Consider the following 16,700-nt stretch of genomic DNA (forward strand, 5'->3'; position numbering starts at 1 on the left):
GGTAAGCGGGCAAGTTCGGAGGTGCGCCGATTCGGAAACAGACGGCGAGCAAGCGTTGCGCCTAGCGGCGACTTAGTAAAGATGGTAGGAGTTTCGCGGAGTGCGTTACCAGCGAGAGCTAAGGATTTCGCGCCTGTCACCACGGTCTACCCCCTTGGAAGGCGTTAGTAGGTTGCCAATAATGTGAATCGTAGACCAAAATTTTTTTTTAAGCGGTGAATTTTTTCACTCAATTACGCCTATGGGACATTGCAAAATGTTCCAGCTCCCGTTCCATAAAATAAGCCTACATTTCGTAACGTTGACTTTATTCGGGTCTGGAGTTAGCTTGCAGACTCCGTTTCGACACTCGCGCCCCAGCCGAATCCGGTCCGGCCCGCGTCCTCGCCGAACGGCGCTTTCCCTACAACAACTACAGAAGGGGATCACAGCCATGCACATCTTCCGTTCGTTTCGCACCGCACGTACCTGCCGAATCGGTCTAGCGACACTCGGCCTATGCCTGATTCCGCACTTCGGTCAAGCCGCCGACCACAACGACCCCAACGCGATCAACTCGATTTTCGCCGACATCCCGCCGAGCGCCGCCGATTTGTACGATTTGTTCGGCTACCCCAGTGCCGACCAAGGTCAGGGCGAACAAGTCGTCGTGGCCTTGACCTTCGCGTCCATTCCCAAGGCCGGGGTATTCGACACCGACCTGCTCTACCGGATCCAATTCGATCCCGATCCGCGCGCAGCGCTGGGCATGGGCGACCAAATCGATTTGAAAAACCTGCTGAATTACGCCGAAGCGGTCGGCAAGAAATACATTAATTTCAAACCCGGCGAGGTGAGGGTCACGTTCAATCAACAAAACCAGGCGAAACTGGATTTCCTGGGCTTTCCCGACGGCGATTTCTCGCAGGTGATCGATACCAACAAAGTCGTCGAACTGAAAACGCCGAACGGATTCGCGATCAAGACCTTCGTCGGCGGCCGCGACGATGCTTTCTTCAACGATTTGCCCGGTTTTTTCCGATCGATCAACTACGCGCCGCAGTACTACCATGTGCCGGTCAAGGATAAAAAATCCGCCGAGGCCAGGATTCCTAAGACCTTGCTTGAACTGGAAGGCAACAGCTTTTTCAATTACGACAAAAACCTGCCTGACTGGGGCATCACGGTCAAAAAAGACCTACCGAAGCAGCCAATGACCTGGAACGGCAACCGGTTTTACAAGGATGCCAACGGTAATTTCCGCTTCGTTTATACCGGCCAGGACGCCCGCGCCGGCGGCAACGTCAACGCGATTGTGTTGGAACTGCCGCTGAAGTTTTTGACCAAAACCCCGGAAACCGAACGCATTGTCCGGACATGGGGCGAAAGTTGGATGCTGCGCGCATCGGCGAAGGCCAAGGCGATTCCGGAACATTCGCAATGGTCGTTGCTGGCCAAGCTCGGTGGCGCGCACGAATCGCCGGCGCCGGTGGCCGGCTTCAACAACCGTCTGAGCGATTACAAAAAAGTCGACGTGGACGGCGTACCCTTCCTGGATGCCGCGCTGAATCTGCGGGAAGACGAAAAGCAACTGGCCGACAACGTCAAACTCGGCGAGGTCTACGTCAAGCGCTTTGCCCACTTGGGCTGGGGCTTCGGGCCGTCGATCAACGCACTGGGGCTGAACAGTTGCTTCGACCATTCCAACGCGCCGGTCTCGGTGTTCAAGACCTACGATCTGGCGATCGAGGCCTTCAAGCGCTCCAAAAAGTGTTTTTTCCAACGGGTCAACATGCCGGACAACAGCTGGAACGTCAAAGGCCTGGACATCAAACCGCCGCGCACCTTCGAAATCTTTATTCCGAACGTCGCGTCGATAGATATGGATACCAACGGCTCATGGCCCTTCGGCCGGCGTCTGGAAGATCAGGTGGCGACGCGGTTTTTGTCCTTGTTTCTGGACATGGAAAACGGTTGCGGCGGCAAACCCTGCAGCGTGGAATCCTTGAACAATCCGGCGCTGTGGGCGTCCGCGCCGATCGAGCCCAAAACCACGCCGAACCCGATCAAGAACGACAAGCCATTTTTAACCGAATTCCCGTATCTGGCCGAGCCCTGGTAAGCCGTTACCGAAGCCATGCACCGACCGGCAGGCGCGCCGCGTGGCGACAGCGTCCGCTCGCGAACCCGGTCAGCCACGAGAATGGCTCTCACGGTGGCGGGCTGGATGCTGGCCGCCTGGGCGGGGCTGGCATTGGCACTGTTCGGCGCTTTCGAAACCACCGATTATCGTCGCGATTGGTCGAAGCTGACCGATTTAGCGGCCGGTACTTCGGGCGAAAGCCCGGTCAATCAGGCGATGTTGGCCACCCAACACTACTGGCTGAGCGCCACCCCCGGCGACCGCGCCACCGTCGAACAACGCTTGACGGCGGCGCGGCGCGCGGCGCCGGATAGCCCGGCGCTACGGATGCTGGAGGCCCGCTGGGCCGCTCACCACCACAGACCCGCCGAAGCAGCGGTTCATCTGGCCGAACTGGCCGCACAGGCCAATTGGGACGACGCGCCGAGCCGGCTCGGCTTGGCGATCGACATCGCCTTGCAGCAAGGCCGCATCGAAGATGCTCAAAAGTTGCTGACCGAATCGGCGCGGCAAACCGACTGGGCGCTGTTGGCCCAATACGCGTTGCTGATGGACAAAACCGGGCAAACCGAACAGGCCGATCGAGCCTATCAAGATGCCGAGGATTTGCTGTCCTCCAAGGCAATGCGCGACTTTGCCTGGCTGGAACTGCAGCGCGGCTATCTAGCGCTGAGTCACGGTGACGCCGGCGCGGCCGAAACACACTACCGGTTGGCGCTACGCGCCTATTCCGGCTATTGGTTGGCCGCCGATTACTGGGGCGAATGGCTGGCGGCGCAACGGCGTTACGCCGAAGCCGTGGCGGTTTATCGGCAATTGGCGCTCTGCACCCGCAAGCCGGAGTTTTATCAAAGCCTGGGCGATCTTTACCAATTCCTGGGCCAATCCGAGCCGGCGAAATACTGGCACGACAAGGCTTTGGATTTTTACCTGGATGCCACCCGCAATGGCCAAACCCAGTACTACCATCATCTGGCGGCCTTGTACGCCGACGCTTATCTGGACGGCACCAACGCCAGCGCTTGGGCGCGGCTTGATCTCGAACAGCGGCCGAACGCCGTGAGCCACGATGCGTTGGCCTGGGCGCTGTTCCGCGACGGACAAATCCAGGCGGCGGTCGCTCACGCCCGTGCCGCGCTGAGCTACCGCTGGGAAGACGCTCATCTATACGGCCATGCCGGCATGATTCTGCTGGCGGCCGGATTCGACGCCGAAGGCCGGGCGGCGTTGGAACGCGCCCGGCAAATCAATCCGCATTACGACGATTTCCATGCGCATCGCTAGCCTTTGCCGGCTTTGCTTGTTGTGCTTCTGTCTGCAAGTGGCCGGAGGCTTGGCAGGCCGGCCTAGCTTTTCCCATCCGATTGCGCAAGGTTCGGCAACCTTGCGTATCGGCACCGAGCAAATCTTGTTGGAGATGACGGTGCCGCTGGAGCAAATCGTCATCGCCAACCGAAGCGCGCCGGCCGTTAGCGGCATCGACGCTCAAGCGCTGGATCGACATGGCGACTATCTGCTGGCCCACCTGCACCTTACCGCCGATTCCGTAGCGTTGACCGGGAAAGTCGTGTCGGCACCCGCCGCGGTCAACCAGGCGTTGGTCTATCGGCTAGTCTATCCGCTGCCCGCCGAAAAGCCCGGCGTCGTGGCGATCGGCCAAAACCTGCTGCGGGAAATCGAGTTTGCGCCGGGCAATCCGTGGGAAGTCAGCTACCGCTTGAGCGTTTATCGAGACGGGCACTTGATTAATCAAGCGTTGCTGGCTTACCAAGAAATACTGAGACTATCGTTGGACGCGGCCGGCTTCGACAGTCGCTTGGGCTGGGATTACACGGTTCAGGGTTGGCGGCATATCTTGCACGGCTACGACCACTTGCTGTTCGTCGCCGGCCTGGTGCTGGCGGTCGGTTCGCCGCGCGAATTGGCGATCATCGTGTTGCTGTTCACGCTGGCCCACGGATTGACGATGACGCTGGCGGTACTGGATTGGTGGCGGGTATCGCCGCGATTTGTCGAGCCTACGATTGCGTTCAGCATCGTCGCGGTGTCGATGCAAAACGTCGTCTGGCCCCGTCTCAGCCATGGCAAACCCAGGCAAGCGATTGCATTCGGCTTCGGCTTGTTTCACGGCTTGGGATTTGCTGGGGGCTTGTTGGACAGCATCGCCGCGCTGTCGGCCGAGCAAGTGGCCTGGGCCGTCGCCGCGTTCAGCCTGGGCGTGGAGCTGGGCCATTTGAGTGTCGTGATACCTTTATATTACGGGCTGGCTTTGGTTGGCAGTCGCGGCGTGGCGGTACCCAGCACTTCACAACGACTCGGTTCGCTGCTGGTCGGTATCGCGGGCTTGCTGTATTGCTATTACTCGGTCAGCGCCGCTTTAGCCTGACTAGCTTGGTTCGCGGGGACCAACAAGACTTGTAACAGCCGGGCATTGCCATTCCGCGCCAAGCATGCCAAATTGGCGGCATGCTTAAATCATCATCCGTTCCACTGGAACCCACCCAACAACCGGTCACCAAGTTGACCGGCATCGGCGCACAATCGGCCGCGCGCCTGGAAAAGCTTGGCATTCGCACGCTACAGGATTTGCTATTCCATCTGCCCTTGCGCTATCAGGACCGCAGCCGGATCACGCCGATCGGCGAATTATTGCCCGGCACGTCGGCACTGGTCTGCGGCACGGTGGAGTTTATAGACGCCATCCAACGCGGCCGGCCCAGCCTGATTTGCCGGATCGGCGATGCCAGCGGCAGCTTATCGTTGCGGTTTTTTCATTTCTCGGTGCAACAAAGCCAACAGCTCAAGCCAGGTACCCTGATCGGTTGTTACGGCGAATTGCGCTACGGCTACTCCGGTTTGGAAATGGTGCATCCGGAATACCGGATCGTCCAGTCCCCGGAGCAACTTTGCGAACCGACGCTGACGCCGGTCTATCCGTTGACCGAAGGCGTGCCGCAAACCACGCTACGCAAGGCGGTCAAACAAGCGCTGACCTTATGTTTAAGCGAAGGCGGCGGTATCCGCGACTGGCTGCCGGCCGCCGTGTTGAGCCGTAATGGTTTTCCGCCGTTAGCCGAGGCCTTGCAAACCCTACACAATCCGCCGCCGCACTTAAACATTGCCGAGCTCAGCGACGGCCAATCCCCTGCCCTAAGGCGATTGGCGTTCGAAGAATTCCTGGCTCATCACCTAGCGCTCCTACAAGGCAAACAAAGCTTTAAACGCTGGCAAGCGCCGGAATTTCATTTCGAAAACGCAGCCAAGCAAGCCTTTATCGAACGGCTGCCGTTTCGGCTGACCGGCGCCCAGCAACGGGTTAGCGCGGAAATTCAGGCCGACTGCGAGCAGGCCCAACCGATGCTGCGGCTGGTGCAAGGCGACGTCGGCTCGGGCAAGACCGTGGTCGCCGCGCTGGCGGCCTTGATGGCGCTGCACAGCGGCTATCAGGTCGCGGTGATGGCGCCGACCGAGTTGCTGGCAGAGCAGCATTTCCGCAATTTCTCGACCTGGTTTGCCGACACCGGCTATCCAGTGCATTTCTTGACCGGCCAGCTCAAGGGCAAGGCCAGACAAGCCACCCTGCAAGCGCTGGCCGACGGCGGCGCCGGCATCGCGGTCGGCACCCACGCGCTGTTTCAGGACCAGGTGCAATTTCACAAACTGGGACTGATCGTCATCGACGAACAGCACCGTTTCGGCGTGCATCAGCGCTTGGCCCTGCGGGAAAAAGGCAGCAACACCGGCATGCGGCCTCACCAATTAGTGATGACCGCGACGCCGATTCCGCGCACGTTGGCGATGCTGCAATACTCCGATCTGGATATTTCGATCATCGACGAGCTGCCACCCGGCCGCCGGCCGGTGACGACTAGCGTCCTACCCGCCGAGCGGCGCGAGCAAATCATCGCCCGCATCGGTCACTGGGTCGTTCAGGGCCGCCAAGCCTATTGGGTGTGCACCTTGATCGAAGAATCCGAGCAAATGCAATGCGAAGCCGCCGAGAAAACCGCGGTGTTATTGACACAAGCGCTGCCGGCCGTACGCATCGCCTTGGTACACGGCCGCATGAAAACGGTGGACAAGGACGCCGCGATGCAGGCCTTCAAGCGTCACGAATGCGACTTGTTGGTGGCGACCACGGTCATCGAAGTCGGCGTGGACGTTCCCAACGCCGGCTTGATGATCATCGAAAATGCCGAGCGCTTGGGTCTATCGCAATTGCATCAATTGCGCGGCCGAGTCGGCCGCGGCGACCAGGAAAGCTTCTGCGTCTTGATGTATCAAGCCCCGTTATCGCTACTCGGCAAACAACGCCTGGGTATCTTGAAGGAAAGCCACGACGGCTTCGTGATTGCCGAAAAAGACCTGGAATTGCGCGGTCCCGGCGAAGTGATGGGCAGCCGTCAGACCGGCCAAATCCAGTTTAAAATCGCCGATCTGGGCCGCGACCGCCATTTGCTGGATTTGGTGGCGCCCACGGCCGCGGAATTGCAAAAGCTGGCGCCGGAAGCGATCGCGCCGCTAATTGAACGTTGGATAGGCCGCAACGAAACCGGCGAAATCGGTTTGATGCACGCGCCGTGACGGATACGTCCGTCGGCCTGTGCGTGGACCAAGATGGACACAGGCTTGGGTTTTTAACAGCGCCGAGTTCTACGAAAACCTCGCCGAGTCCGGTGTTAGCCTTCGCACCAGAGATTGTTCAAATCGACCCGGTAAAGTGTTGCGGGCTGTGGTGTCTGCAAACTCTGCAATTTATTCTTCAGGCTTGCCGGCAAGAATGTCGCCGAATTTAAAACGAGCGTGAGTAAAGCTCGACTATTTCCGCTATCCGCCGGGCTTAAAAGCGTTCCGTCCCGCCAACAGTTGGGGGCTTTGTCCAGTTTAATATCCCTGGGACTCCATCCCAAGGTTTCGCGATCAATAACTGCGTAGGCTTCCTCGGAATTCGAGGATGTGAGTTCGGCGGTAATATCGGCGAAATCGTTTATTCGCAGTCGATCACAGGTGTCGCCGCCCAACAATGCGTAGACGCAGGCGATGTTCCGATTATTGACCGAACCTAAAACAAGCCTTTGGGGATGTTGTTCCGCGAACGCCACCAGCGCTCGACTATTCGCGGTAAACACTTGGTAAGCCTGCTGTTCCAAAAACGACAAACCGATGGCGCCGGCCAATGCTAAAAAAACCAAGAAATGGCCCAGTTTGCGTGGCAAACGCTGAATCGCGATACCGGCGAAAACCGCGATCGGCGCTAGAAACAAAGTTAAATAATTGGATTGTTTCATTGCAAATTTTAGCGGTGCCAACGACACCGGAAAAAACGAGAGCACCAATAACAAGGAAACTAGCCAATAAGCGGCATAGGCAACGGCGCTAACGGACCGTTCGGAAAATATTGTTTTGATAGTCGCGCAGATACCGTACAACGCCAATACCGGTATTAACCAGGTATGTTTAATATCGAAAAACAAATAATAAAAATAGTACCAGGGACTATCTTCGCCTTGGTTTCCGCCAATAAAGCTACGATTAAGCTGACCGATGACGGTTTTAAAAGCGTGCAGCGGATCGCCCGCAATCATTGTCATCAGCGCAAAGTGAGCCAACAGCATCACCAGTCCGCCAAAAACCAAATAAATCCAGCCAAACTTCCAACAACGAAAAATCAGCGGGTATAAAAGAAATGCACTAAAAGTTAATACCGCTAACTCCTTGACCCAAAATACACAACCTAACGCGATACCGGTCAGAAAATACGCCAATTTATTCCCGGTTGTTTCGGCCTTAAAAAACGCAATGAAGCTAAAGGTCAAAAACATCGACACCACGGGATCGGCATGTAGCCGTGTGGAAACGGCCACATGCAAGGGCATCAACGCCAGAAAAAGTGCCGAATAAATCGCCGTTTTGTGGTTGATCCCGTTCCAAACAAATCGAAATACCAAAGCTATCTCAATTAATGAACATAGCAAAGGCCATAAATTGGCTGTAAAAAGATTCACTCCAAACAGATAGAGAATGAAACCGGACGGAATATTGTAACCGTAGCGTAATGCGCCGTTGTAATTCGCGCTAGCCCATTCGCCGTAGGTAACATCAAGCGAGCGGCGGAGATAAACCAAATCGTCGGAACCAAAAGGCCCGTTAAAAAACACCAACCTTGTTGCCAACGCAATCGACAGGATAATAAACAGGTATAGAGAAAAGCGGTATCGCCGGTCCAAATAAGCGATGGGAAAGTTTGCAATCATTATCAACGAATCTCTTCGATAAAGAATCTTGGCCGTTGCTTAGTTTCCATGTAAACCTTGGATAAATATTCACCTAAGATGCCTATGCTCAACAACTGTATTCCACCGATAAAATAAATGGGCAAAACGGTAGAGGCCCAACCTGGAATTGTCGCTTCCAGAGCGAATTTAGCCACAAAAATCCAAACGACCATCGCTAAACTCGCCAAACTGACGCCAAGACCAATCCAAGTAATCATCCGCAACGGCACCACGCTGAACGAAGTGACGCCGTCGGCAGCCAGTGCCAACATTTTACTTAGCGGATACTTGGACTCGCCGGCAAACCGTTCGCCGCGTTCGTAATAGACTGTCGCGGTGTTAAACCCGAGCTGTGGAATGATGCCTCGCAAAAACAAGTTAACTTCGTTGAAGTCTTTTAAGCAATCGATCACTCGTTTGCTCATTAATCGATAATCGGCATGGTTATAAATAATATCGACACCCATCGTTTTCAACAACTTGTAATAAAGTTGCGCGGTCACTCGCTTAAAGAAACTATCGGTCTCTCGCGAGGATCGGACGCCATACACGATTTCGCAACCTTCGTTAAATTTATAAATCATTTCTTTAATAACCTGAATATCGTCCTGCAGGTCCGCATCGATCGATACAATTGCTTCGCCATCCGCATTAAAAAGTCCGGCAATTAATGCATTCTGATGACCGCGATTTCTAGACAACTTAATCCCTCGAATACAAGCATTCTGTTGATTAAATTTCGAAATCAGTTCCCAGGTTTTATCTTTGCTACCGTCATCAACGTAATAGATAAAGCTATCCTGCGACACCAAGCCAAGCTCTTGCATCTCCTTCATTAACTCAAGCAACCGGCTATTCGTTTCGGGTAATACTTCTTCTTCGTTGTAACAAGGCACCACTACCGACAATTTAGTATTCTTAAAAGATAGTTTAGGCTTAACGATATTTTCTATCGTTGACGTCTCGGGTTGAACCGCGCGTTTCCTAAAAATGACTATTTTTTGAATAAAGTAAGAAAGCACCGTCATTGGTGGCACCGCGATAGCACCCGCTTGGTAGGCATCGAAGCCTTGGTTAATAAAAAACTCGATCAGACGAATGTTAAAAATATAAAGCAAGGCCCAACAAAATGCGAAACGGAAAAATAACTTGCCATTCGTATTCCGAAATACGAAACGCCCCTGAGTAATAAAGCTGAAGATAATACCAAGAATCAAAGCCGCCAAATTGGCTAACTTATAGTTTAATCCAAAGAATAATAGTAGAGCATAAACGGAGTAGCTGAACCCGGTATTGATCGTACCAACAACTAAGAAACGAAAAAACTGTGCATTAAATAGCTTGAATGAGCGGCCAGCACCCGAACTCCTTTTATTCAGATCCGCTTGAGTTGAATTTTCAAGCTGACGAGTCTGATTGTACTTTTTTCGCTTTGTCATAGCTCAACGCTGAAATTTTTAGAATGAATTTTATTTTATTATTTGCAGCTCTGATTAAGCTGAAAATTGTATTAGGCCAGCCGACAAACCCACATCCTATAACACGGATAAGATTTTATGATTGCTGTTCACAAGCGCTTGCTAATCCTTTGTTGATTTTCCAATTCAGCAAGAAAATAAGATACCTGATGGGATACATCCAAACCGGGCTGAAGATTTTGAAAATTCCGCGAACATGCCGACACTGGACGGCTTGTGCTTCGTCTAGCGACGCCCGGCGGTTGGCTATCGTTAACGACCCGGCATGCCAACAAAACGCCGCCAAGACCTGTTCTGTTTTAACGAACGCACCTACTCGCCGTAATTTCAGCAGCAGGTCCAAGTCCATCGTGTACTTTAATGTTTCATCCAATCCGCCAACCTCGGTTAACGCGCTACGCCGAAACAGGCAGGCTTCTTGCTTAATCAAACCAGGAACAAACTGCAATAAAAACGGCGCCGCGAACGGCGGACGGCGGGTAAAAAGCAAACTCCCGCTGCTATCGACATAATCGCAAGCGCCATAAGCAACGACGGCGGAAGCATCGCTGCCCAGCAAAGCGCTCGCGGTGGCCAGCGCCCCAGGACGCAGCATATCGTCGTCGCCCAGCCAGCCCGCATAGCGATGCACCGGCAACGCTTCCGAGAATCCGGCGTTCACCGCCGCTGAAATTTTTCCTGGATGCACCAGGACTCTTGCACCAAAAGTAGTTGCAATCTCTGAAAGCTCCGGTGTTTGAGCGGTAGATACCAACACGGTATCCACTAAAACACCTGCCTGGTCTTTAATAGACGACAGCGTTCTTCGTAGCGTGTCAAGCCGCTCGCCTAAGGTTGGTATCACAATCAAAATACGGGGTAACTCGATATTTTCAGATGTCACTAACTGATTTCCTACAATGGGTATTTTTACTAAAACCTTATTATTTTGTTGACTGAATCAAACAGCATTCGAATCTTGAGAGCCTCAGATATCGCGACGCGTCGCTAAAAGCTCAATCGAACGATAACGCGGAATTGGCAACGCAAGTTTCTCTATCCACGCATACGCCGGGTTTAGGAAAATTCTCTGAACCTCTTTAATCGGTCTCCAGGCATGCAAAAGCCTGACGACAGGATGAGCAATCGGAAAAATCAAACGGGTAAGGCATTGATCATTTACGGTAAAACCACTGGCTTCTAATAATTTAACCACCGAATCCACCGAAGGATATTCTCGAAGATGCGTGGAATCGAGTACGCGCCGCCCGTCCGGCGCCTTGCGAAAATACCATGCGCCGGATTTTCTAATGACGGTACTGAGATACAACCAACCGCCCCGACGGGTGATTCTCGCCAATTCGGCCAGATATTCGAGTTCGTCCGGTACGTGCTCCAAAACCATGGTACTGATCGTCAGATCGACACTTTCGTCGGCCAATCCCGGAATATGGTGTCCTTCGGCCACAATGCCAGGATAGCCGGTTAATTCGCTGAATCGTCGAACGCGAATAGGCGACATATCGACGCCGATTACTCGGCTATTGACAGCGATATGACTATTCTCGGACAACGACCAAACCAAATGCCCATCGCCGCAACCCACATCCACCACGGTGGGATTTGATTGAATTAAACTCAGCGCTTTTACCAATAACGGCGGAACGTGGCGACTAAAAAAATGTATCGATTTTTGGGAATACTCTTCGAAATCCGATTGACTCATAAAACGCTCAGTTACTCTATAGTGCCTGGAAGCTAAGTTCAAACATCGACAGAGCCCTGCCGAAATTCGAATATGAATTCGAATATGCAATTGAATATTTTTAATTTAAAAATATCTGGCTTAATTTTAAATAAAAATACCCATTCCATCTAAAGCGGCCCGCCAGCTGATTTCAACACCTCGGATAAGCTAGCTTTCCCGCTTAGACTTTTCAGTTCCGGTTGAAATATAGCCTATTGCAGAAGTTTTCTATAGACAATTTTAGGAGATGCCGTCTCTGTTACGGCCTTGGATAATTTGAAACTGTAAGCGTGCCGTCTTGATTTGGCGGAACATCCCTACGCCCGGCGACCGGTAAGCGCCGTTCTGGTTCTCGGCAGCCAAGCGGTGAGCGCTGGGGCGGGAAACTTGAGAGAAGCGAAGCCGAAGCCATGACTTCGTTTCGGCCAACGTGCGCCCTCAACAAAAACCTGTCCGGCGCGCTATCGAGGCTCGGCAGGTAGCCAACCGGTCAGGACCATTAACACCGTGTTTCCTTCGGCGCCGACCGCTGGCAATATCCCTTCTAGCTCGGCCCGGCGTTCATCCTTTGGCGCCACTGCTCGACGCGTTGCGTCAGTTCGTCGAGATCTAGCGTCGTCAGACGGCGTTGACTTAGTAAGGGCTTGCCGGCTACCCACGCGTCGCTGACTTGATGCCGGCCGGCCGCGTAGACGATTTGCGCGACCGGATGAAAGCACGGCTGAGTTTCCGGGGCGCTTAAATCGATGGCCACGACATCGGCTGCCTTGCCGAGCACCAGCGAACCGATCTCGGTGTCCAAGCCCAGCGCTTTCGCGCCGTTGATCGTCGCCATCTCCAGCGCCGTCCAGGCCGACACCGCACTGGCGTCGCCGACGACACCCTTGGCCAATAAGGCTGCGGTGCGCATTTCGCCCAGCATGTCCAGATCGTTATTGCTCGCGGCGCCGTCTGTCCCCAGCGCCACGTTGATACCGGCCGCCAAGCAGTCCGCCACCGGACAGAATCCGCTGGCCAGTTTCAAGTTGGATTCCGGGCAATGGACAATATGCGCGCCGGTCTCGGCGAATTCGGCGATTTGCTCGGCGGACATCTGGGTCATGTGCACGGCAATGAACGAGGAAGTCAGCAAACCCAGATCGCGCAAACGTTGCAACGGGGTCTGGCCGGTGTTGGCCAATTGTTGTTCGACCTCGTGGGCCGTCTCGTGCACATGCATATGCAGCGTCAAATTCATCTCGTCGGCATAGGTCAGCGCCCGGCTCAGCGGCGCGTCGGACACCGTATACGGCGCGTGCGGCGCGAACGACAGGCTGAGCAGGCTTTCGTGGCGCAATTGTTCGTGCAGGGCCAAACCCTTAGCCAAATAGGCGTCGGCGTTTTCAGCCCACAGAGTCGGAAAATCGAACACGATCAAGCCGATATTGGCGCGAATCCCGTGTTGCAGCGCTTGTTGCGCGGTGATTTCCGGAAAGAAATACATATCGTTGAAACAGGTAGTACCGCCGCGCAACATTTCGGCGATGGCTAAATCGGTACCGTCGCGCACAAAGGCCTCGCTAGCCCATTGCTGTTCGGCGGGCCAAATGTGGTTCTGTAACCAATCCATTAACGGCAGATCGTCGGCAAAGCCGCGCAGCAAAGTCATCGCCGCATGCGTGTGGCAATTGATCAAGCCCGGAATTAGCGCATGCCGGTCGCGTATCTCCAGCACCCTGGGACGATACTTTCGCAGGGCAAGGTCGCTAGGCAACAAATCGACAATTCTGCCGCCGTCTATCGCTAGACTATAGTTATCGTAAACTACCGAGGCCGGTTCCACCGGTATAATCCATCGGGCCTGTATCAAAAGGTCGACCTGCATGGGTACTCCCGAGCTTAAAAGGCGATGATTATACCGCGCCGCCGTAGGGCCGAGACCAGTCCCCGCCAATCGAGAAGCGTCAAACAACATGTCAGACCCCATTTCCTCGCAGCCAATCGGTTTCTCTAGCGCCGTCCCGCCTCGGATATTCCCGGCCGGGCGCGGCGAAACCTGGCCGCGCCGCAATCCACTCGGCGCGCTGGTGAGTGGGATATGAAAGCGGTAAGGCTGTCGGACTGGTTGATCGGTTTCGGCATCGCGGGGCTTTATGCGTTGAGCGGCCGACTGTCCCTGCTGTATTTCTCCACCGTCAGCGTCGCCAGCGTGCTGTTTTTGCCCAGCGGTCTGGCGCTGGCGACGATACTTCTCGGCGGCCACCGTTATTTGTGGGCGCTCGGGCTCGGTGCGCTGAGTTTAAATCTGTGGCAAGGCCAACCGCCGGCTATCGCGCTGGCCATCTCGGCCGGTAGCATTGCCAGCGCCGGCTTGGGCGCTTATCTGCTGTGGCGAATCGTCGGATTCGACCGCCGCATCCTCAACCTCGCCGATTATTTGTTATTGATCGGCTTCGGCGGACTGGCGTGTACGCTGTCGGCGCTAGTCGGCGCTAGCTGCCTATTGATCAACGGCGTAGTCGATACGGCCGGTTTCCGGATCGCGTTGTTGCACTGGTGGTTGGGCGACACGCTAGGCACGATACTGGTCGCGCCGCTGATTCTGGTCTGGCGGGACGGTCTTCGCCTACCGCGCCGCTTCAAGCCGGTCGCCGAAGCCTGCCTGATTCTGGGCTTGAGCGCGCTGGCCGGCCAAATCGTATTTTTAAACTGGTTTCAGGACAACTTGGGCGAATACGCCAAAACGCCGTGGATTTACTTGTTGGTTAGTTGGGCCGCGGTCAGGGTCGGACCGAGAACCACGACCCTGATTCTCGCGGTCATCGCGATGCAAGCCATGGTCGGCATGAACGGACACCATTGGGAAATTTACCAAAACCGGCCGATCGGCCAACCGGAAATCAATTACTGGCTGTTCATGTCGGTACTGTCGGTGATCGGCATGGCCTTGGCCAGTTATTTTTCCGAACGCCAACGGGTGCTCGATGCCTTGGCCGAACACCGCGAACTACTGCGCACCCTGCTCAGGGCCATGCCGGACAAAGTCTGGTTCAAGGACCCCAACGGCACCTATCTGCTCTGCAACGCCAGTTTCGAAGCCCTATTCGGCGCCGACGAAGCCAGCATCGTCGGCAAGACCGACTACGATTTCGTCGATGTCGAACTCGCCGACTTTTTTCGGGAACACGACTTCAAAGCCGTCGCCGCCGGCAAACCGATGATCAACCAGGAATGGCTGACCCTGGCCGACGCCAGCCACACCGGGCTATACGAAACCATCAAAACCCCGGTGACGACCGCCGACGGCAAGCTACTCGGCGTATTGGGCATGGCGCGCGACATCACTCAGTTGTACCAAGCGCAACGGGCCCTGGACCGGCGCATTCAAGAGCAAGCCTGCTTGCACGCGGTGTTTCGCGCCACCGAAAATTTGAACCTGCCGTTGCCGGACGTGCTGCAAGCGGCTGTCCAGGAACTACCGGCCGGTTGGCCTTACCCCGATTTCGCGGTCGCGGCGATACGCTGGCGAGATCTCACGTTTCGCAGTGGCGACTGTTCGGCCGACGCAGCTTGGATCAGCGCCCCGATCCGCGTCGGGACGCTGAACGACGGCGAAGTTAGCGTCGCCTATGCGATACCGCCGCCCACCCCGGCCGACGCCCCGGCGATGCTGGCCGAAGAGCAACAGTTGCTGAATGCGATCGCCGAGCGGCTCGCTTCGACGATAGAACGCCGCCAAATCGAGGAAAAATCGCGTAAGCGCGAAAAAATCTTTCGGGCGATTGTTTCGCAAGCCTCGGACGCCATCATGCTCATCGATGCCGAGACGCTGGCTTTCGTCGAATTCAACGACGCCGCCTGCGAAAACCTCGGTTACAGCCGCGACGAATTCGCCAAACTGCGCCTGCCGGATATCCAAGCCGACGCCGCGCCAATGCTGGAAAGGCTAGCCCCGACCGAGGGCCGGGACGCCCGGCAATTCGACACGCTCAGCCGTTGCAAGGACGGCAGTCCGCGCGATGTTCACGTCAGCGTCCAAGCGATTCAAATCGAAAATCGGCCGATGTTATCGCTGATCTGGTCGGACATTACCGAACGCAAATCGATAGAAGCGCAATTTCGCAATTTGTTCGAGCACAACCCGGCGCCGATGCTGATTTACGAGCGCGGCACGTTAAAGCTGGTGGCGGTCAACGACGCCTTCACCGCGCTGTACGGCTACCGAGCCGACGAAGCGCAACACCTGCTGCTGACCGACTTGTTCGACGCCACGCAGAGACCCAAGATCATCGAGCTGGCCGCCAAACTGCGCGGGTTCGCCAATACCGGCGAATGGCAACATCTGCGCAAGGACGGCAGCGCGGTACCGGTCGTGGTCAGTTCGCACGACATCATCTTCGCCCACCATAGCTGTCGCGTCGTGGTGATTACCGACATCGGCGAACTCAAGCGGGCCGAAACCGAGCTGCGTAATTACCGCGATCATCTGGCCGACTTGGTGCGTTCACGCACCGCCGAACTGGAACTCGCCCGCGAGGAAGCCGAAAGCGCCAATCGCGCCAAGAGCGCTTTCCTGGCCAATATGAGCCACGAAATCCGTACCCCGATGAACGCGATTCTGGGCATGGCTCACTTGCTGCGCATGGAGATAACCCAACCCAGCCAACGCGATAAGCTGGAAAAAATCAGCGTGGCCGGCAAGCACTTGCTCGGTTTGATCAACGATATCCTCGATCTGTCGAAAATCGAGGCCGAACGCATGACCTTGGAGAAAACCTCGCTGAATATCGCCGCCATCGCCGATCACGCCTGCAGCATCGTCGGCGAGCGCGCCGCCGCCAAGCGCCTGAGCTTGACCCACGAAACCGATCCGCCGCTGAACACCTTGATTCTGCTCGGCGATCCGCTGCGCATCTGCCAGATCTTGATCAACTTTCTGAGCAATGCCGTCAAATTCACCGAGCGGGGCCGGATCGTGCTGCGCAGCCGCCTGCAATCCAGCGACGAACACCAATACTGGGTACGTTTCGAGGTTGAGGACAGCGGCATCGGCATGACGCCGGAACAGTGCGAGCGGGTGTTCAACGCCTTCGAACAAGGCCAATCCTCGACCACCCGCC

General features: G+C 55.5%; 10 protein-coding genes. 5 read left to right on the forward strand and 5 right to left on the reverse strand.

Going from position 1 to position 16,700, the window contains the following annotated elements; genetic code table 11:
- The first annotated feature begins 433 nt into the window (after window positions 1-433).
- The 4 genes from BJL95_RS09270 to recG all read left to right on the forward strand — a co-directional run bounded on the left by BJL95_RS09270 (window position 434) and on the right by recG (window position 6,706).
- A complete protein-coding gene (locus BJL95_RS09270; RefSeq protein ID WP_083385842.1) occupies window positions 434-2,101 on the forward strand; it encodes a DUF4331 family protein in 1,668 nt (555 codons plus the stop codon).
- 81 nt (window positions 2,102-2,182) lie between these two features.
- Window positions 2,183-3,406 (forward strand): hypothetical protein, encoded by a 1,224-nt coding sequence (locus BJL95_RS09275; RefSeq protein ID WP_139306195.1) that lies wholly within the window; start codon window positions 2,183-2,185, stop codon window positions 3,404-3,406.
- Complete coding sequence (locus tag BJL95_RS09280; protein WP_071157371.1) at window positions 3,393-4,508, forward strand: HupE/UreJ family protein; 1,116 nt, start codon at window positions 3,393-3,395, stop codon at window positions 4,506-4,508. The genes BJL95_RS09275 and BJL95_RS09280 overlap by 14 nt, the downstream gene beginning before the upstream one ends.
- An 80-nt stretch (window positions 4,509-4,588) precedes the next feature.
- Entirely contained in the window at window positions 4,589-6,706 is a 2,118-nt protein-coding gene (gene recG / locus BJL95_RS09285) for an ATP-dependent DNA helicase RecG (protein ID WP_071157373.1), read from the forward strand.
- 95 nt (window positions 6,707-6,801) lie between these two features.
- On the opposite strand, the gene BJL95_RS09290 is transcribed toward recG, so the two are convergent.
- The 5 genes from BJL95_RS09290 to BJL95_RS09310 form a co-directional block, all read right to left on the reverse strand.
- Complete coding sequence (locus BJL95_RS09290) at window positions 6,802-8,376, reverse strand: glycosyltransferase family 39 protein (protein WP_071157376.1); 1,575 nt, start codon at window positions 8,374-8,376, stop codon at window positions 6,802-6,804.
- Window positions 8,377-8,378: 2 nt separating this feature from the next.
- On the reverse strand, window positions 8,379-9,836 hold the full coding sequence (locus BJL95_RS09295) for a glycosyltransferase (RefSeq protein ID WP_254786756.1): 1,458 nt from the start codon (window positions 9,834-9,836) through the stop codon (window positions 8,379-8,381).
- Between the two features lie 115 nt (window positions 9,837-9,951).
- A complete protein-coding gene (locus BJL95_RS09300) occupies window positions 9,952-10,758 on the reverse strand; it encodes a glycosyltransferase (protein WP_175463675.1) in 807 nt (268 codons plus the stop codon).
- Window positions 10,759-10,842: 84 nt separating this feature from the next.
- Window positions 10,843-11,580: a class I SAM-dependent methyltransferase gene (locus BJL95_RS09305; RefSeq protein WP_064029892.1), complete on the reverse strand. Its 738-nt coding sequence runs from the start codon at window positions 11,578-11,580 to the stop codon at window positions 10,843-10,845.
- A 565-nt stretch (window positions 11,581-12,145) separates the two neighbouring features.
- Window positions 12,146-13,465, reverse strand: coding sequence for a TRZ/ATZ family hydrolase (locus tag BJL95_RS09310; RefSeq protein WP_071157381.1), 1,320 nt, complete (start codon window positions 13,463-13,465; stop codon window positions 12,146-12,148).
- A 213-nt stretch (window positions 13,466-13,678) separates the two neighbouring features.
- On the opposite strand from BJL95_RS09310, the gene BJL95_RS09315 reads away from it, so the two are divergent.
- On the forward strand, window positions 13,679-16,700 hold a 3,022-nt coding region (locus tag BJL95_RS09315; RefSeq protein ID WP_175463676.1), incomplete at its 3' end, for a PAS domain S-box protein.

The organism is Methylomonas sp. LWB, from assembly GCF_001856095.1.
GTDB lineage: Bacteria > Pseudomonadota > Gammaproteobacteria > Methylococcales > Methylomonadaceae > Methylomonas > Methylomonas koyamae_A.